Here is an 18,658-nt window from a genome sequence, read left to right as displayed (position 1 = left end):
ATCCCATGCGCAAATTTCCCGTAGGGCATGGTCAGGAAGAACGCCATCACCGTCCCCAGGTGAAGCGCCAACAGCAAGCCCATCGCTCCCGTGTCCCGCCATACCAGCAGGGCCAAACCCGTGAGACTGACCAGAAGCAGAAGCGCGATGAAACCCAGGTCCATGGGCTGCTGCGCCTTGACCAGATGCTGCGGATTGCGATGCTGGTTGAGCCACAGCAGCCCGACCGGGCCGACCAGCAGGCCGATGCCACCCACGGTACCGAACAGAACCGGGGCGCTGAAAAAGGGATACGGCGCCGGATCGTTCAGGAAATAGTGATAGATCGTCCCCAGCGAGGTCGCGATGAAACAGCACACGAAGCCGTAGAAGGTGAAATGATGGAACACCCGACGGCGCAGCGTGAAGCGGTCGTCCTCGTCGTTGCACCCCAGGCCGTGGCCGCCATCCAGGTACTTCAGCGTCACGACATTGCCGGTTGCCTGCAGCCCGGCGATAGCCATGGTCTGATGGGGCACGACTGCCGGTGACACCATGCGCCAGAATGACGTGACACCGATCCCCAGGGCTACGATGGCATACAGAAACACGATGCCGAACATCACCACCAGCATGTTGTGCGGAAAGATCGCGTAAAAATTCCCCGCCAGCGGCGCATGCAGCCAGGACCCCTGGTTGACGATCAGTACCAGCACCAGAAACAACGCAAGCCCGCCCGCCGTTGCCAGTGTCATCGTCAGACCGGCCCGTTCGTACAGGCGCCCCAGCGCACGCGGCCAGGCGAATTCCGCATAGGTCTTGGGCCGGACCGCCGCCATGGCCTGCGGGACGTTGACGCCGAACTCGTGCGGCGGCGCGTACTGGCAGGAATGCAGGCAGGCGCCGCAATTGTGGCAAACATTGGCCAGGTAATGGATATCTGCCTTGCTGAATTCGAGCAGGCGCGTCATCGCCGGAAAGACTGCGCAATACCCTTCGCAATAGCGGCAGGCGTTGCAGATGGTCATGACCCTCCGGACTTCCTCTTCCTCGGGCGACAGCATCAGAGTGGAGACGGCGTCATGCGTCAGATGCTGGAGGTCCTGCAAAGTATCCACGAAATTCTCCTATGCAGCGACCGGCGCCGCTTGCTTGAGTGCGGCCTGTGCTGCCTGTGTACCGGCGATGCGGCCAAAAGCCGTCCCGATGCTCATGCCCACGCCTGCGGTATAGCCCTGGCCCAGGACGTTGCCAGCCATGACTTCGCCTGCCGCATACAGGTTGTCACTGGGTTGCCCGCCAAAATGCACAGTGGCGTGCTCATCCACACGGACGCCCAGGTAGGTGAAGGTAATGCCGGGGCGCAAGGCATAAGCGTAAAAAGGCGGCGTATCCAGCGGCAGCGCCCAGTGCGTCTTGGGCGGCGTCAGGCCGTCGGTATGGCAGTCGTCCAGGATCTGATGGTCGAAATGGCCAACCTTGCAGGCCTGGTTGTATTCCCGTACTGTCGTGGCGAAAACTACCGGGTCCAGTCCGACCTGGGCAGCCAGATCTTCGAACGTATTGGCCTGATCCCCCTTGAAGACCGGCGGCATGAAGCGGCCCACGGCCTTGCGGTCGATGATCGAATAAGCGATCTGGCCGGGTTGCTGTGCGACCAGCCGACCCCAGATGGCATACCGCTTTGGCCAGAAATCCTCGCCTTCGTCGTAGAAGCGGCGAGCGTCGCGATTCACCACGAGTCCCAGGGAGACACAATCAATACGCGTACAGATGCCGCCGTCATACAGGGGAGAGCGGGCATCAATGGCGACCGAGTGGCACTGCGTCGGATCACCGATCCGGTCGGCGCCCTGGTCGAGCAGGTTCCGAAGCAAGACACCCTGGTTGAAACGCGTGCCGCGGATGAGGAAGTTGTCCGCCGGCCACTCACCGGCGGCATTCTGCCCCCAGGCTTCGCGCAGCCACTCCCGATTGGACTCGAAGCCGCCGGCTGCCACTACACAGGCCCGGGCCTCGATGCGTTCCTTTCCCGCCCATGCGGCCCGGAAGTGGCCGCCGTCGAGTTCCAGCCGATCGACCGGCGTTTCATAGCGAATCTTGACACCCAGGGCCTCGGCGCTGCGATAGTACGCATTCACCAGCGCCTTGCCACCCCCCAGGAAAAACGCATTGGTGCGTGCCACATGCAGCGCACCCGATAACGGTGGCTGGAAATGTACCCCATGCTTGTGCATCCAGGGCCTACAGGTAGACGACGCCCGGATCGTGATCCGGGCCAGCGTCTCATTGGTGCGACCACCCGTGACCTTCAACAGGTCCTGCCAGAACTCTTCTTCGGGATAAGCGCCGACCAGCACGTCCTGCGGGGCATCATGCATGCAGCGCAGATTACGCGTATGTTGTGAGTTGCCACCGCGCCAGACCTTGGGAGAGGACTCCAGCAGCATGACGCTGGCACCGGCTTCGCGGGCCATCAGTGCCGCGCACAAGGCAGCGTTGCCACCGCCAATCACCAATACGTCGAGCATGGACGCCTCCGTTGTAGAAACGCCTTCCAGAATAGTCGCACACGATCGCGGCGCCTAGGCGGCTGCCGGACAACGGGGGTTCACGGTTCGTGAATACCCGTCGCACCGACCCACGCTCCCTGCTGCACAAGGTCGCGCGCCACATCGCGCATCACGACGCGCGCGGCCAGCGCCGCCGGCGACAGCTCATCATCGGACAGGCTGACCAGCAAGTTACGCCGCAGCAACCCGGGGTCGGAGATCCTGGCCATACACAGATCAGCACGCGCGGCCCGACGGATGGCCACTCCCGGCTGGATCGTCGCAAACAGCCCTGCACCGACCACATCCATGAGCGTCGCCAGCGAATCGATTTCGAGAGCGATCTTCAGGCCCAGCGACTGGCGGTCAGCGACCGATGTGAGCACGCTGCGCAGCCCGTGCAAGTGCGTGGGCATGGCCAGCGGCAGGTCCGCGAGATCCGCCAGTGCAACCTCGTGGCCAGGCGGGAAATGCTCGAACCCCCGCGCCGCGATCACATAAAGGTTCTCTTCCAGCAGCGGTGTCACGCTCCACCGATGCCCCACCTCGTCGTTGAAGAGGATCGCCAGATCCAGCTGCCGTGCGTTGAGCATGGAAGCCAGGTGTCCTGACAACGACTCCACGAGATGAAAACGCACGTCGGGATAACGTTGCCGCATGGCTCGAATGAGCGGCAGCCCCATGACCGATGCCGTGGTGGGTGCCAGCCCAACGCTGACATAGCCGGACAGACGCGCCTGCTGGGCCGCGCGCGCCGCCTCGTCGATATTGCGCAGTGCGAGCTGGGCCTGGCGGAAAAACGCGAGTCCCGCGTCCGTGGGGATGACCCCCATGTGGGTGCGCTGCAACAGGCGCGTGGACAGCTCCGATTCCAGGCGGCTGACCTGCTGGCTGAGGGCCGAGGTCACCACACCAAGCTCCCTCGCAGCCTTGCCCAGGCTGCCGCGCTCCACGATGCAGACGAAATAACGCAGTTGGCGAATTTCCATCGCCCGATCTTATCGGGGAAGTGCTGGCGGCGTCCACCTGGCGTACCCCGTTCAAAAGGGCTCGGAGGAACTAATTCGGGACATCATCCGTCAAACAGGCCCGCTGCCGGGTGTGGCTGGCGCGGCACGCAGCGCGCCAACAAGCTACAGTATTCCCAACGCCGACCTCTCGGTGCGCAGACTTTCGACAAGCGGTTTCTCATGACATTTTTCAAGACGCTCTCCCTCCTGATCGCCCTGCTGTTGCTGCCGGCCGCCGGCCAGGCTGCGCCGGCGCAACCCGCCAGAACCCTGCCACCGGCAACAGCAGCGGCGTCACTGCCCAAAGGCATCCACGAGGTCGTGCTCATCCAGGGGGTGACGGAATACACGCTGGACAATGGCCTGACCGTCCTGCTGGCGCCCGATGATTCGCGCGCACAGACCACGGTCAACATGAGCTACCGCGTCGGCTCGCGCAACGAGGGACCGGGCGAGACGGGTATGGCGCACCTGCTGGAGCATCTGTTGTTCCGCGGAACACCCACGCACCCCAACGCCCTGGCGGAATTCGCTCGCCGAGGCCTTGCGGCCAACGGTTCCACTAGCGTGGACCTGACCAACTTCTACGCCACATTCGCCAGCGACCCGAAAACGCTGCGCTGGTTCCTGAGCTGGCAGGCCGACGCCATGCTGAACTCCCCGATCACCAAGGCGGATCTGGATGCCGAGATGACCGTGGTCCGCAACGAAATGGAGCGTGACGAAAACAGCGCGTTCAGCACCCTGCTGCAACAGACGAATGCAGCGGCCTACGTCTGGCATCCCTACGGACGGGCCGTCGTGGGTGCGCGCTCGGACGTGGAACACGTGGACGTGGCGCAGTTGCGCGCCTTCTACCACCGATACTACCAGCCGGACAACGCAGTCCTGATCGTCACCGGAAACTTCGATCCGAACCAGACGCTGCAATGGATCGCCCAGGCCTTCGGATCCATGCCCAGAGCCACGCGCGTCCTGCCCCGCGAATACACCGTGGAGCCCGTGCAACAGGGTGCGCGAGCCGTGACACTGCACCGTATCGGCGACAGCCCCATCGCAGTTGCGGAATACCATATCCCGGAAGCCGCCAGCGACGCCTTCACGGCACTATCGATCGGCAGCAACATGTTGGCCGACAGTCCTTCCGGGCCGCTGTACCAGGCCCTGGTCCAAAGCGGCGAGGCCAGCACCGTATTTGGCTTCGCGCGGCCCATGAAGCAACCCGGCTACATGGTCTTCGGGGCACAGCTCCAACCCGGCACCGATGCCCAGGCGGCGCTTCACACGCTGGAAACCACCCTGGAATCGGACGGCATCGGCAAACTGGATGAGGCCTCGCTCACACGGGCCCGGACGACATGGCTGAACCAATGGAAGCAGACCTACAACCAGTCGGCCAGCCTTGCCGATGCGCTGTCCGACGCCGTGGCGCTGGGCGACTGGAGGCTCTTCTTCATCAAGAAGCTGCGCGTGCAGGCCCTGACGCTGGATACCGTCCGCAACCAACTGAAAACCTGGCTGTTGCCCAGCAACCGCACCAGCGGTCTTTATCTGCCGACGGCCGCACCCAAATATGCCCCACCGGCACCAGCTCCGGACCTGGGACCCTGGATCCAGAAACTGCAGACCGGAACGACGCGACCTACGATCGCTGTGTTCGACACTAGCCCACAAGCCATCGATTCTGCAACGCAGCGCAGCACGCTGAAACTCGCCAACGGCCCCGTCGCGCTGGCGCTGCTGCCCAAGCCCTCTGCCGGCGGACGTGTCCAGGCGGTTTTGCAGCTTCGCTTCGGGACGGTGGACCAGATGCGCGGGCTGAATCTGATTCCCGAAGTCACGGCGGCGATGCTCAATCGCGGCACCCCTGATCTGACCCGGCAACAGATCGACGACCGGCTCAATACGCTGGATGCTGAACTGTCCTTCAGCGGCGACGGCAACGTGCTGAGTGCGCGGCTCGCCAGTGGCCGCGAACAATTCCCGGCCCTGCTGGATCTGACCTTCCATTTGCTGCGCGACGCATCCTTCCCCGCGGACGAGCTGGCGAAGATCCAACGCAGCCTGACGGTCAACATCGAAAATCGATCGTCCAACCCGGATTTCCTGGTGCGCAACGCGCTGGACCGGCACGACCAGCCCTGGAAACCGGATGACATCCGCTACGAACCCACGCCGCAGCAGACGCTTGCATGGGCCAAGGCGCTGACCCCGCAGGACCTGCAGCACTTCCACGATACGTTCTATGGGGCAGGCAACATCAGCCTGTCTGCAGTAGGCGATTTCGACCCGGCCGCGGTCACACAACACCTGAAAGCCGACCTGAATGGCTGGCGCGAGGCGCCGCCCTACCAGCGCATCCCCAATCCATGGTACGCGATGAAGCCAAAGGTCTTCCACATCCCCACGCCCGGGAAGGCGAACGCCGACTACCGCGCCACGCTGCCCGTCAAGCTTCAGGACACCGACCCCCGCTGGCCGGCCCTGATGCTGGCCAACTACCTGCTGGGCGGATCCGAGGATTCGCTGCTCTGGAAGCGCGTGCGGGTCAAGGACGGGCTGTCATACAGTGTCGGCAGCAGCCTGAACGTGTCATCGTGGGAACCGTCGGGGAACTGGACATTCTTCGCCAGCATGGCGCCCCAGAACGCGGCATCGCTGGAACGCGCGGTCCGGGATACGCTGGATGCGGCGCTTCAGACCGGCTTTACCCAGGCTCAGGTAGATCAGGGCGTCAAATCGCTGCTGAACTACCTGCAGCTTGGGCGCTCCAGCGACGCGTACGTCACCAACCGATGGAGCGACTATCTGGACACCGGACGCAGCTTTGCCTGGCAGCAGCACATCATCGACCAGTTGAAGAGTCTGAAGGCCGAACAGGTCAATGCGGCGATGCGGGACTTGCTCAAGCCAGATGCCCTGACCATCGCCATTGCTGCGGCGCCACCCAGCGAACTTGCTAAACGCTAACCGCTACTTCCGCAGGCCGCATGACGAAAATCGTCACCAGCTTCACTCTGAACGAGATCAAAACGAACGGTGGCCTGCCGATCGGAGGATAGACAAGTACCTGAATTCAGGGCCGCCAGGCGCTAGACAAAAAAGAAGCCCCTGAAGCAATCTTCAGGGGCCTGCTGCAAACCAAGACCTGCCTACGCACGGCCGCTGGCCGTCACAAATCCTTCACGAAAAGAAATTCTTGACCTTATCCGTCCAGGATTCGCTCTTGGGCGAATGGCGGTCGCCACCGTTGCTCAGCGACGCCTCGAACTGGCGCAACAGCGCTTTCTGTTCATCGTTCAGGCGCACGGGCGTCTCGACCGTGACATGGCAATACAGGTCGCCCGGGTAGCTGGAACGGATTCCCTTGACACCCTTGCCACGCAGCCGGAACGTCTTGCCTGCCTGGGTGCCCTCAGGGATGGTGATCTCACCGCGCCCGGCCAGCGTCGGCACCTCCAGCGTGCCGCCCAGCGCCGCAGTCGTGAACGGAATGGTAAGTTCGCAGTGCAGATCCTCACCGTCGCGCTGGAAGATCCCGTGAGGCTTGATGCGGATCTCCACATACAAATCGCCGGCTGGCCCGCCGTTGACACCGGGCTCGCCATTGCCGGACGAGCGGATGCGCATGCCGTCGTCGATCCCGGCAGGGATCTTCACCTGCAGGGTCTTGTTCTTGCGGATCCGTCCCACACCGTCGCACTCGGGGCATGGATCGGTGATTTCCTTGCCTGTGCCATGGCAGGTCGGGCAGGTCTGCTGCACACTGAAGAAACCCTGCTGCATGCGGACGGCGCCGCTGCCTCCGCAGGTATGGCAGGTGCGCGGTTTGGTGCCCGGCTTGGCACCCGACCCATGACAGGTGTCACAAGGGTCCCAGCTCGGGATTCGAATCTCGGTGTCAAAGCCGTTGGCGGCCTGCTCCAGGCTGATCTCCAGCGAGTACTTCAGGTCGGCTCCCCGATACACCTGAGGCCCGCCGCCGCCCCGGCGGCCACCCGCGCCACCGAAGATCTCGCCGAAAATGTCGCCGAAGGCGTCGGCAAAGCCGCCCGCCCCGCCCATGCCGGCACCCGCCGCATTCGGATCCACGCCCGCATGCCCGAAACGGTCATACGCCGCGCGCTTTTCCGCATCGGACAGGACCTCGTAGGCTTCCTTGGCCTCTTTGAACTTATCCTCGGCCTCCTTGCTGCCCGGATTGCGATCCGGGTGATATTTCATCGCCAGCTTGCGGTAGGACTTGCGGATCTCGTCATCCGAGGCATTCTTCGCAATGCCCAGAACCTCGTAAAAATCTCGTTTTGACATGGATGTCGTTCGTCTGCAAAAGGCTGCTCGGTTCAGAAATCATGCCCGGCGAGGCACAAGACCATCGCCGGGCACGCGCTTTTCACCCCAAAAAGGAGGCTCAGTCGCGTTTGACTTCCTTGAAGTCGGCGTCCACGACATCGTCCTGGGCCGGCTTTCCAGCATCGCCCGAAGCAGAACCCGCAGCAGCACCTGCAGCACCACCCGCAGCCCCCTCGGCCGCCGATTTCGCCTGCATGTCGGCGTACATCTTCTCGCCCAGCTTCTGCGAAGCCGTGGACAGCGCCTCGACCTTGGCATCGATGGCTGCCTTGTCGTCGCCGCGCGCCGCTTCTTCCAGATCCTTGATGGCCGCGTCGATGGCTTCCTTCTCGGAGGCCTCGAGCTTGTCGCCATATTCGGTCAGCGACTTGCGCGTGGCATGCACCAGCCCATCCGCCTGATTACGGGTCTGGGCCAGTTCGGCCACTCGGTGGTCTTCCTCGGCATTGGCTTCGGCGTCCTGCACCATGCGCTGGATCTCATCCTCACTCAGACCCGAGTTGGCCTTGATCGTGATCTTGTTTTCCTTGCCGGTGCCCTTGTCCTTGGCCGACACATGCAAAATGCCGTTCGCATCGATGTCGAAAGTGACCTCGATCTGCGGCAGGCCGCGCGCCGCCGGCGGGATGCCTTCCAGGTTGAACTCGCCCAGCGCCTTGTTGCCAGCCGCCACTTCGCGTTCACCCTGGTAGACCTTGATGGTCACAGCCGGCTGATTGTCATCCGCCGTGGAGAACACCTGTGAGAACCGCGTCGGGATCGTGGTGTTCTTCTTGATCATCTTGGTCATCACGCCGCCCAGGGTTTCGATCCCCAAAGACAGCGGAGTGACGTCCAGCAGCAGCACGTCCTTGCGGTCGCCCGACAGCACGGAACCCTGGATCGCGGCGCCAGCGGCCACGGCCTCGTCGGGGTTCACGTCCTTGCGCGGATCACGGCCGAAGAATTCCTTCACCTTGTCCTGGACCTTGGGCATGCGGCTCATACCCCCCACCAGGATCACGTCGTCGATGTCAGACACCTTCACGCCCGCGTCCTTGATGGCCACGCGGCACGGTTCGATGGTGCGTTCGATCAGATCCTCGACCAGAGCTTCGAGCTTGGAGCGCGTAATCTTCAGGTTCAGGTGCTTCGGGCCCGAGGCATCCGCCGTGATGTAGGGCAGGTTGATCTCGGTCTGTTGGGTCGAGGACAGCTCGATCTTTGCCTTTTCAGCGGCTTCCTTCAGGCGTTGCAGGGCCAGCACATCCTTGGACAGATCAACGCCGGATTCCTTCTTGAACTCGGCGATGATGTAGTCGATGATGCGGCGGTCGAAGTCTTCACCACCCAGGAAGGTATCCCCGTTGGTGGAGAGCACTTCAAACTGCTTGTCACCATCCACATCGGCGATTTCGATGATGGACACGTCAAACGTGCCCCCGCCCAAGTCATAGACGGCAATCTTGCGGTCGCCCTTCTCGGACTTGTCCAGGCCAAAGGCCAGCGCTGCCGCCGTGGGCTCGTTGATGATGCGCTTGACGTCCAGCCCGGCGATACGACCGGCGTCCTTGGTCGCCTGACGCTGGCTGTCGTTGAAGTAGGCCGGCACCGTGATCACAGCCTCGGTCACTTCCTCGCCCAGATAGTCTTCGGCAGTCTTTTTCATCTTGCGCAGGACTTCGGCCGACACCTGAGGCGGTGCCAGCTTCTTGTCCTGGGCTTCGACCCAGGCGTCGCCGTTATCGGCCTTGACGATCTTGAACGGCATCAGGCTGATGTCCTTCTGCACATACTTTTCGTCGTACTTGCGCCCGATCAGGCGTTTCGCCGCATAAACCGTGTTCTTGGGATTGGTGACAGCCTGGCGCTTGGCGGGGGCGCCCACCAGAATCTCGCCGTCCGGCATGTAGGCCACAATGGACGGCGTAGTGCGCGCGCCTTCGGAGTTTTCGATGATGCGGACCTTGGACCCGTCCAGCACCGCCACGCAGCTATTGGTCGTGCCCAGGTCGATCCCGATGATCTTGCTCATGTTAGTGAATCCTGTCGATGTTTGAATGGGGGGGCAGGCTGATCCTGCCGTTGTTTCCTAAATGGAGGCAGCTCGTGCAATTTCAAGCCCGGTGCCGTCCGATCAAGCCTGCCCGGCCGACACCATGACCAGCGCTGGTCGAAGTACGCGGTCGGCAATCAGATAGCCTTTCTGCAGCGTCTGCGCCACGGTGCCCTCGGCATGTTCCGAAGGCATGGTAGAGATGGCCTGGTGTCGATGGGGGTCAAAGGCGTCGCCCGGCGCCGGCGCGATCTCATGCATCTGGTTGCGCTCGAAGGCATTGTTCAGCTGGCGCAGCGTGGACTCCACGCCTTTCTGCCAGTCTTCAACGCTCTGGTCTCCATGGGCCAGCGCCGCCTCCAGGCTGTCGCGCACCGGGATCAGGCTCTCGGCAAATGACTCCGTGCCGAACTTACGAGCCTTGGAGACGTCATCCTGGGCCCGACGCCGGACGTTCTCGACCTCTGCGTGTGCCCGCAACAACTGGTCGTGATAGTCCGCGATCTTGGCCTGAGCCTCGGTGAGCAAAGCCCCCAGATTGTCCTCCGGGATGGCCGACTGGCCTTCGGTTGCTCCAGGAGACGGGGAGGCGCCACCTGCGGACGCGGCATCCTGCGCCTGCGGGCTGAGCGGGGCCTGAGGGTCCTGGTCTTCCTGTGGTGCCGACATACTGAAATCTCCAAAACGATAGGATGCGAATAGTCAAAAGATGGGGACTACCCAAGATTCTTCAAGGTCTCCAGCGACGGGGCGCCAACTGCTCGCCGCCGGCCGTCACCGCCAACCGGCCAGATTATCCGCCAGAAGGCCCGCGAACCCGTCGACCCATTGCGGCTCGGCATTCAGACAGGGGATATAACGGAACGCCTGCCCGCCAGATGCCAGGAACGCCTCGCGACACCCCATGTTGATTTCTTCCAGAGTTTCCAGGCAATCGGCAACGAAGCCGGGACACATCACGTCCACGGTCGCAACCCCCTCCCTACCCCAGGACTCCAGGGTGGGTTGGGTGTAGGGCTGCAGCCAGGGCGCCGCTCCGAAACGGCTCTGGAAGGTCACATGCAGCAGCCTCCCATCCGGCCCCAGGCGTTCGCGCAAGGTCTGCGCGGTCTGCATGCAATCCCGAAAATACGGGTCGCCCTGGCGCACCGCCTGCTGCGGCAGGCCATGGAAGCTGAGCAGCAGCCGATCCGGTTTGCCGGCCTCACGCCAGTGCGTCTGCACAGCGCGATACAACGCATCCTGGTAGGCGGGCGCCTGATGGAAACGGTCCAGGAAACGCAACGTGGGCTGATGCCGCATGCGGCCCAGGGCGGCATTCACCACATCGACCACCGTGCCGGTCGTGCCCGAGGCATATTGCGGATAAAGCGGCGCCACCAAAATCCGGCCGCAGCCGGCCTCGCGCAACTTCTGCAACCCGCCCGCGACGGCTGGTTGCCCGTAACGCATGGCCAGCTCCACCCGAACCGCCATCCCCCGGTCCCGAAGGGATTGCGCCACCCCATCGCGCAGGTCCTCGCCATAAACCATCAGCGGCGACCCGCGCGTCATCCAGATGGATCGATACTTGGGTGCAACGACCGACGGGCGCCGTGTGAGCACGAACAGACGCAGGATGATCTGCCAGAGCCAGCGCGGCAGTTCCACTACGCGTGGGTCGGATAAGAACTCCGCCAGATAGCGGCGCACCGCCGCCGGCGTGGGGGCATCGGGAGTTCCCAGATTGACCAACAGCAGCCCCAACGGCCCGCGATCGGGCGCGGGACCATCCGGATTCAACGCCTGGGGATCAACGGGTTCTGGCAAAAAACGGTTCATGAATTCACAGACTCACAGTTCAAAAGGCGAAAAAACGCCCGCACGGGCGGGCATCCGGAGGGCCCCATCCGTCAGGAAGCCGCTTGGCCCAGGGCGTTGGACAACATGCGGGCCGTGATGTCCACGATGGGAATGACCCGTTGGTAGGCCATGCGCGTGGGACCGATCACCCCCAGCGTCCCGACCACCTGGCCATCGACCTTGTAGGGTGCGGTGATGATGGATACGTCTTCCAGCGGCACCAGCCGCGAATCGCCGCCGATATAGATCTGGACACCCTGTGCCTGACTGGACACGTCCAGCAGATGCAGCAGGTCGGTCTTCTGCTCGAACAACGCAAACAGCCGCCGCAACCTGGCCATGTCGGCCGTCATCTCGGAGATGTCCAGCAGCTTGCCTTCGCCCGAAATGACCATCGATTCGTCGAGCGTCCCCGGCGTACCGATCCCTGCTTCCACTGCCTGCTGCATGAGGCGGGAAATGTCCGAGCGCAGCGAGGCCAGTTCCGCAGCCAGCGAGACACGCACCTCGTGGAAGGAACGGCCTGAAAAGTGGTGGTTGAAGAAGTTGGATGCCTCCAGGAGCTCCACTTCGGTGTATTCGCGCGGGACGAACAGGATGCGGTTCTGTACATCTCCGTTGGGCGTCACGATGATGAGCAGCACCCGCTTGTCCGACAGCCGGATGAATTCGATATGCCGGAAGACCTGGGTGCGCTTGGGGGTCAGCACCACACCCGCGAACTGCGACAGATTGGACAGCAGCGATGCCGCCGCCATCACTGCGCGCCCCGGTTCGGCCGCAGGCAGGCAGTCGGCGATCTGCAGGTCGGGACTCAGTTCATAAGGACGCACCGTCAGCAAGCTGTCCACGAACAACCGATAACCGCGCGGCGTAGGAATCCGCCCCGACGAGGTATGGGGGCTGTGAATCAGCCCCAGATCCTCCAGGTCGGACATGACGTTGCGGATGGTCGCCGGCGACAGATCGAAGACCTTGGACAGGGTGCGCGAACCCACGGGCTGTCCGTCCGCGATGTAACGCTCCACCAGCGCCTTGAGCAATGCCTTGGCTCGATCATCCATGACCCATGCGTCCATAGTGCAGGACATTTGCAGCGCAGCGACACCGCAAGGCTGCAATCATCCCCCTATAATCAGATAGTCCCCTATTATTCCATCATTTGCTCGAGGTACCCCTCTCCATGCACTTTCACACGGTCGCCTTGGTCGGTCGGCACCAGGACAGCGGCATGGACGCACCTCTGCGCCGGCTGGGCAAGGTGCTCCAAAGCGCCGGATGCTCGGTCCTGATCGAGACCGAAACCGGTCATCGCACGGGTGTACAGGACTTCGAACAGGCCAGCTTCCAGGAAATCGGCGCACGCGCCGACCTGGCGGTGATCATGGGCGGCGACGGCACCATGCTGGCGGCCGCACGCCAGCTGGCGACGACGGACGTCCCGCTGATCGGCATCAACCACGGGCGCCTGGGGTTCATCACCGACATCCCGCTTGGCAGCGCGGACGAGGCGATCACCAGCGTGCTGAACGGTGCCTTCGTCCAGGACGAACGCATCCTGCTGGAAGGCCGGGTCATGCGCGACGGCCAGCAGATCTTCTCGGGCATGGCGCTGAACGACGTGATCATCAACCGCGCCGGTCGTGGCGGCATGATAGAACTGCGTGTGGAATGCAACGGCGCCTTCATGCACAGCCAGCGGGCCGACGGCCTGATCATCGCCACGCCCACCGGCTCGACGGCCTACGCGCTGTCGGCGGGCGGCCCGATTCTGCACCCCCAGGTCCCCGCGCTGGTGCTGGTGCCGGTGGCACCCCAGACCTTGTCCAACCGGCCGATCACCCTGCCGGCCGACAGCGTGCTCAGCATCACCATTCTGGCCCTGGGCCGGGTCGAATCGGGCGCCAGCGTGCACTTCGACATGCAGGCCCTGTCCAACTGCCAGGAAGGCGACCGCATCGACGTGCGCCGCAGCCCCTACCGGGTCCGCTTCCTGCACCCCCAGGGCTACAGCTACTTCGCCACCCTGCGCAGCAAACTGAACTGGAATCGCATGGTCCACCCCTGGGACGAACCGGACTGACGACCATGCTGCGCGCCCTGCACATCCGCGACTTCGTCATCGTCGATCAGGCCGAGCTCAGCTTCGAAGCGGGTTTCACGGTCTTTTCAGGAGAAACGGGTGCGGGCAAGTCGATCCTGATCGATGCGCTGTCGCTCGCGCTGGGCGGCCGGGGCGATCCGACGCTGGTCCGCGAAGGCGCCTCCCGCACCGACATCAGCGCCGTCTTCGAGGCGCCGCCAGCCGCCGCCGACTGGCTGGCGGAACAATCGCTGGACGGCCCGGAAATCATCCTGCGGCGCGTCATCGACACGCAGGGCCGCAGCAAGGCGTACATCAACGGACAGCCAGCCACCCTCACCCAGCTTCGCGACCTGGGCACGCTGCTGGTCGACATTCATGGGCAACATGCCCACCAGAGCCTGCTCGAACCCACGCAACAGCGCGCCCTGCTGGACACCCAGGGCGGCCACGCCGAGCAGGCGCGGGCGGTGGAACAGGCCTGGACGGCCTGGCGCAATGCCCAGGCTGCACTACAAAACGCCCAATCCCGAGCCGCCGATCAAACAGCACTCACCGAGCGTCTGACGCAGGACGTGGCCTTCCTGGATGAGCTTGCCCCGCAGCCCGAGGAATGGCCGGAGCTCTGCACACGGCAATCTCGCCTGGCCCACGCGCAGGCGCTGCTCGCAGGCGCACACCAGGCCATCGAGGCGCTGGATGGTGAATCGGGCTCTGCCGCCCAGGCGTTGCGAGCTGCCCACCAGGCGCTGCAGGCGCTGGTTCGCCATGATCCGGGGCTGGCCGAACACTGCCAGTCCATGGAATCCGCACAGATCCTCTGTAGTGAAACAGTATCGGGACTGAACGCCTACGTGGACCGTCTGGAACTGGACCCCGACGCGCTGGCCCAGGCCGAGGCCCGGATGAGCCGTCTGTTCGAGGCAGCACGGCGCTTTCACATCGAGCCCGAAGAACTCCCTCAGCACCACGAGACGCTGCGCACGCAATTGCAGCAAATCGAGGCGGGACACGACCTGCAGGCTCTGACCCAGGCCTGCGAACGCGCCGAAGGAGATTACCAGGCTCGGGCAAAGGCCCTGAGCACCGCCCGCCAGACCACCGCTGAGCGGCTGTCAGCCCAGGTCACCGAGGCCATGCAGACGCTATCCATGGAAGGCGGTACATTCCGCATCGAAACCGCGCCGTGCAAACCATCCGCTCACGGCCTGGAATCCGTGGAGTTCCTGGTATCCGGACATGCGGGCGTCACACCGCGTCCACTGTCGCGGATTGCGTCGGGTGGAGAGCTTGCACGCATTTCGCTGGCGCTATCCGTCATCGCCAGCCAGGCCGCGCGTGTCCCGACCCTGATCTTCGACGAAGTGGACGCCGGCATCGGCGGCGCCGTGGCGGAAGTCATCGGGCGCCTGTTGCACCAACTAGGCCAGCGGCACCAGGTTCTGTGCGTGACCCACTTGCCCCAGGTCGCCGCATGCGCCAGCCATCACTTTCAGGTCAGCAAGACCACACACCAGGGGCACACGGCCTCTGCCATTCGCAACCTGTCGGACGACCGCCGCGTAGATGAAATCGCCCGCATGCTGGGCGGGCTGAAGATGACGACTGCGACGCGCGACCACGCGCGCGAGATGCTGAAGCTATCGGCAGTCTAGGAATTCCCGGTCTGGATCACGCCTTCTTGGCGGCCTGGCATTTGGGGCAAATGCCGTAGAGCATCATGTGATGGCTTTCGAGTGCAAAGCCGTTGTCCTTGGCGACGCGCTGCTGGCGCTTTTCGATTTCGGGGTCAGAGAATTCCACTACCCGTCCGCAGTTGGTGCAGATCAGGTGGTCATGGTGATCGCCATCATTGAGTTCGAAAACCGCCTTGCCGCCGTCGAACTGGCTGCGCAGCAGGATGCCCGCCTGTTCGAACTGGGTCAGCACGCGATAGACGGTCGCCAGCCCGATGTCCACGTCTTCTGCAATCAAGGCGCGATACACGTCCTCTGCACTGTGGTGCCGGGTCTCGGCCCTGCGAAATACGTCAAGGATCTTCAGACGAGGAAATGTCGCCTTCAGACCCATGTTCTTGAGCTCGATCTGGTCGTTCATGATGGAAGTATCCCGGGTGGGGAGCCGGAAAGCAAGCCACAGCGAAGATCACTGCCGCCATCCGCGCCAGGCCCCGAACGTGCGTGAATCGGAATTCCCTTTATGATAGCGGTTTTGGGGCCTGCGGACTGCAGGCTGCTCATCCGTTCACGGGGGCTTTTGTGCGTATCCTAGCGAGTACCCATTCTCACAGAGTGAAGATCGGCCTGGCAACAGGCTTGCTGGCCATCAGCCTGGCAGGATGCGGCTCGACCAATTGGGGATTTCCCTATCGCCCCGCCATCCAGCAAGGCAACTGGATCACGTCCGAGCAGATCTCCAAGCTCGAAGTCGGCATGACCCGCGACCAGGTCCGCTTCGTTCTGGGTACGCCAACGCTGGAGGACGCTTTCCACGCCGACCGCTGGGACTACCCCTATTACAACCAGCCCGGCTACGGCAAAGACGAACTGCGGAAATTCACCGTCTGGTTCCAGGACGACAAGCTCACGCACTGGTCCGGCGACCAGCAGCCCGACCGCCAGCCGTTCCAGAAGATCGACAGCGGCCGTGAAGCCATCCCCTCAAAATCCAGCGCCGACAAGGACGCCCAGAAGGCCGCATCACCTGGCGTGAACTCGTCAGCGGCGCCAAATCAGCCAGGCCTGGACAACCTGGCAACGCCACCGGCAGCCAGTACGCCCGTGAACGCGCCGGCCGCGGCCGCTCCATCCACCAATCCTTCACCTGCTTCCGGAGACAAAAAGTAATGCGGATCGCGATTGCCGGGGCCTCCGGCCGCATGGGACACATGCTGATCCAGGCCGTACTCGATGCTGAAGACCTGACCCTCACGGTCGCCCTGGACCGCACGGGTGGCGAGACCGTTGGCCAGGACGCCGGCCTGTTTCTGGGGCGCAAGACGGGGGTGCGGGTGACCGACGACCTGGCCGCGCTGGCACAGGCCGACTGCCTGATCGACTTCACGCGCCCGGAAGGCACCTTGCAGCACCTCCAGGCCTGTATCGCGCACAACGTCAAATGCGTCATCGGCACGACGGGATTCGACGCCCAGGGCAAGCAGGCCATCCGCGCTGCCGCCCAGAAGATCGGCATCGTGTTCGCACCAAACATGAGCGTGGGCGTCAACGTCACGCTGAAGCTCCTGGAAACCGCCGCCAAGCTCCTGAACAGCGGCTATGACGTGGAAGTTTTCGAAGCTCACCACCGCAACAAAGTCGACGCTCCATCGGGCACCGCACTGGCCATGGGCGAAGCGGTGGCTCGGGCCTGGGGGGTATCCATGAACGACGTGGCCGACTGGGCCCGCCACGGCCACACGGGCGTGCGCGAAACCGGCCACATCGGCTTTTCAGTGCTGCGTGGTGGCGACATCGTGGGCGACCATACCGTGTATTTCTGCGGCACCGGCGAACGTATCGAGATCACCCATCGGTCCAGCAGTCGCGCCACTTACGCCCAGGGTAGCCTGCGCGCGGCCCGCTACCTGGCCCGCAAGGAATTCGGCCTGTTCGACATGCAGGACGTGCTGGCTTAGGCCAGCCCTCAATCCAGCCAGACCGGTTCCTGCTCCAGTTCAACGCCAAAGCGCGCCTGTACATCGCGCCGAACAGCGCCGGCCAGTGCCAGCACATCTTCGGTCGTGGCGCCGCCATGGTTGACCAGCACGAGCGCCTGACGCTCGTGCATGCCCACGGGACCCAGGCGCTTCCCCTTCCAGCCCGCATGCTCGATCAGCCAGCCCGCGGCCAGCTTGGCACGGCCATCAGACTGGGGATAGACACGCAAATCCGGGAATCGCAACTGCAACGACTGCGCCTGCGCCACCGGGATGAGCGGGTTCTTGAAAAAGCTGCCTGCATTGCCCAATACTGCCGGGTCGGGGAGTTTGCGGCGGCGGATCTCGCAGACCGCCTCGAAAATCTGGATGGGTGTAGGCCCCGGGCAGGACTCCGCACTTGCCGAAGGCTGGGTTGCATCGCCCACGTCCGCACGCATATTCTGCCGCGTGCTCAAGAAAGGATGCTGCTGCAGATCCGGATACTCCAGGCGCGGCACCCACTGCTTGGGCAACGCGACCCGCACCCGAACAATCAGCCAGCATCCCGCATTCGCTCGCTTGAATAGGCTGTCTCTATAGGCGAACTGGCAATCCTGCAACGACAGCTCGTACTGGCGCCCAACCTGCAGGTTCCAGGCCACCACGGAATGCAGCCGGTCGGCCAGTTCCACCCCATATGCACCAATGTTCTGCACCGGCGCCGCCCCCACGGTTCCGGGGATCAGCGCCAGATTTTCCAGGCCCGGCCAGCCATGAGCCAGACAGTGCGACACGAAACCGTGCCAGGACTCGCCCGCCGCCGCCTCTACGATCCAATGCGTCGCCGTCTCGCGCCACAACCGAACACCCTGCAAGGCAACCCGCAGCACCCGATGGCGGGGCCGAGCGTCCATGACGACATTGCTGCCACCCCCCAGCACGAACAGCGACGGCTCTGCCCCATCAGTCGCGGCAAGCGCACGGTGCAGATCAGGAATGTCCGCTTCATCGTCCAGGATTGCCGTCAACGCACGCGCCGACAAACCCAACGTGTTGCAGGGCTGCAGATCCTGTTCGACAAACGTCAGCGGCACGGCAATGACCTGTGGGGGATGAGAAGGCGTAAGCATACCCCGCTTCCTTTTTCAACCGCCCTTTCCAGCGAAT

Annotated in this window: 15 protein-coding genes; 5 read left to right on the top strand and 10 right to left on the bottom strand. The window is 63.4% G+C overall.

Annotated features, from left to right (window positions below; all coding sequences use genetic code 11):
• The 3 genes from tcuB to EPN31_RS06020 all read right to left on the bottom strand — a co-directional run.
• Positions 1-1,088 (bottom strand): tricarballylate utilization 4Fe-4S protein TcuB (gene tcuB, locus EPN31_RS06030; RefSeq protein WP_291770745.1); only part of this gene is annotated, 1,088 nt, incomplete at its 3' end.
• Between the two features lie 18 nt (positions 1,089-1,106).
• The gene (gene tcuA / locus EPN31_RS06025) at positions 1,107-2,510 is read right to left on the bottom strand and encodes an FAD-dependent tricarballylate dehydrogenase TcuA (RefSeq protein ID WP_291770735.1); all 1,404 of its coding nucleotides are present in this window, start codon (positions 2,508-2,510) and stop codon (positions 1,107-1,109) included.
• Between the two features lie 80 nt (positions 2,511-2,590).
• The gene (locus EPN31_RS06020) at positions 2,591-3,520 is read right to left on the bottom strand and encodes a LysR substrate-binding domain-containing protein (RefSeq protein WP_291770733.1); all 930 of its coding nucleotides are present in this window, start codon (positions 3,518-3,520) and stop codon (positions 2,591-2,593) included.
• A gap of 201 nt (positions 3,521-3,721) precedes the next feature.
• Here EPN31_RS06020 and EPN31_RS06015 point away from each other — a divergent pair, with 201 nt between their 5' ends.
• Positions 3,722-6,511, top strand: a complete 2,790-nt coding sequence (locus EPN31_RS06015; RefSeq protein ID WP_291770731.1) for a pitrilysin family protein — start codon at positions 3,722-3,724, stop codon at positions 6,509-6,511.
• 213 nt (positions 6,512-6,724) lie between these two features.
• On the opposite strand, the gene dnaJ is transcribed toward EPN31_RS06015, so the two are convergent.
• The 5 genes from dnaJ to hrcA form a co-directional block, all read right to left on the bottom strand.
• Entirely contained in the window at positions 6,725-7,852 is a 1,128-nt protein-coding gene (dnaJ, locus tag EPN31_RS06010) for a molecular chaperone DnaJ (RefSeq protein WP_291770729.1), read from the bottom strand.
• Positions 7,853-7,952: 100 nt separating this feature from the next.
• Positions 7,953-9,908: a molecular chaperone DnaK gene (gene dnaK / locus EPN31_RS06005; RefSeq protein ID WP_291770727.1), complete on the bottom strand. Its 1,956-nt coding sequence runs from the start codon at positions 9,906-9,908 to the stop codon at positions 7,953-7,955.
• A gap of 102 nt (positions 9,909-10,010) precedes the next feature.
• Positions 10,011-10,598: a nucleotide exchange factor GrpE gene (grpE, locus tag EPN31_RS06000; protein WP_291770724.1), complete on the bottom strand. Its 588-nt coding sequence runs from the start codon at positions 10,596-10,598 to the stop codon at positions 10,011-10,013.
• A gap of 105 nt (positions 10,599-10,703) precedes the next feature.
• The gene (gene hemH / locus EPN31_RS05995; protein ID WP_291770722.1) at positions 10,704-11,750 is read right to left on the bottom strand and encodes a ferrochelatase; all 1,047 of its coding nucleotides are present in this window, start codon (positions 11,748-11,750) and stop codon (positions 10,704-10,706) included.
• Positions 11,751-11,821: 71 nt separating this feature from the next.
• Positions 11,822-12,835: a heat-inducible transcriptional repressor HrcA gene (gene hrcA / locus EPN31_RS05990; protein WP_291770720.1), complete on the bottom strand. Its 1,014-nt coding sequence runs from the start codon at positions 12,833-12,835 to the stop codon at positions 11,822-11,824.
• A 119-nt stretch (positions 12,836-12,954) separates the two neighbouring features.
• On the opposite strand from hrcA, the gene EPN31_RS05985 reads away from it, so the two are divergent.
• Both EPN31_RS05985 and recN read left to right on the top strand, forming a co-directional pair.
• Positions 12,955-13,854: an NAD kinase gene (locus EPN31_RS05985; RefSeq protein ID WP_291770718.1), complete on the top strand. Its 900-nt coding sequence runs from the start codon at positions 12,955-12,957 to the stop codon at positions 13,852-13,854.
• A 5-nt stretch (positions 13,855-13,859) separates the two neighbouring features.
• Entirely contained in the window at positions 13,860-15,509 is a 1,650-nt protein-coding gene (recN, locus tag EPN31_RS05980; protein ID WP_291770716.1) for a DNA repair protein RecN, read from the top strand.
• A gap of 16 nt (positions 15,510-15,525) precedes the next feature.
• Here the strand turns inward: recN and fur are convergent, their stop codons facing one another.
• On the bottom strand, positions 15,526-15,951 hold the full coding sequence (gene fur, locus EPN31_RS05975) for a ferric iron uptake transcriptional regulator (RefSeq protein WP_291770714.1): 426 nt from the start codon (positions 15,949-15,951) through the stop codon (positions 15,526-15,528).
• Between the two features lie 194 nt (positions 15,952-16,145).
• Between fur and EPN31_RS05970 the strand changes: the two genes are divergently transcribed.
• Positions 16,146-16,700 (top strand): outer membrane protein assembly factor BamE, encoded by a 555-nt coding sequence (locus EPN31_RS05970; RefSeq protein ID WP_291770712.1) that lies wholly within the window; start codon positions 16,146-16,148, stop codon positions 16,698-16,700.
• Entirely contained in the window at positions 16,700-17,488 is a 789-nt protein-coding gene (dapB, locus tag EPN31_RS05965; protein ID WP_291770709.1) for a 4-hydroxy-tetrahydrodipicolinate reductase, read from the top strand. The genes EPN31_RS05970 and dapB overlap by 1 nt, the downstream gene beginning before the upstream one ends.
• A gap of 8 nt (positions 17,489-17,496) precedes the next feature.
• Here dapB and murB read toward each other — a convergent pair whose 3' ends face one another.
• Positions 17,497-18,621 carry a UDP-N-acetylmuramate dehydrogenase gene (gene murB / locus EPN31_RS05960; protein WP_291770707.1) on the bottom strand — a complete coding sequence of 375 codons (1,125 nt, stop codon included), beginning with the start codon at positions 18,619-18,621 and terminating at the stop codon, positions 17,497-17,499.
• Positions 18,622-18,658 lie beyond the last annotated feature (37 nt).

The organism is Castellaniella sp. (assembly GCF_004321985.1).
Classification (GTDB): Bacteria; Pseudomonadota; Gammaproteobacteria; order Burkholderiales; family Burkholderiaceae_B; genus Castellaniella.
The sequence above is the reverse complement of the archived record's forward strand: the minus strand, read 5'-3'. Positions and strand labels throughout refer to the sequence as shown.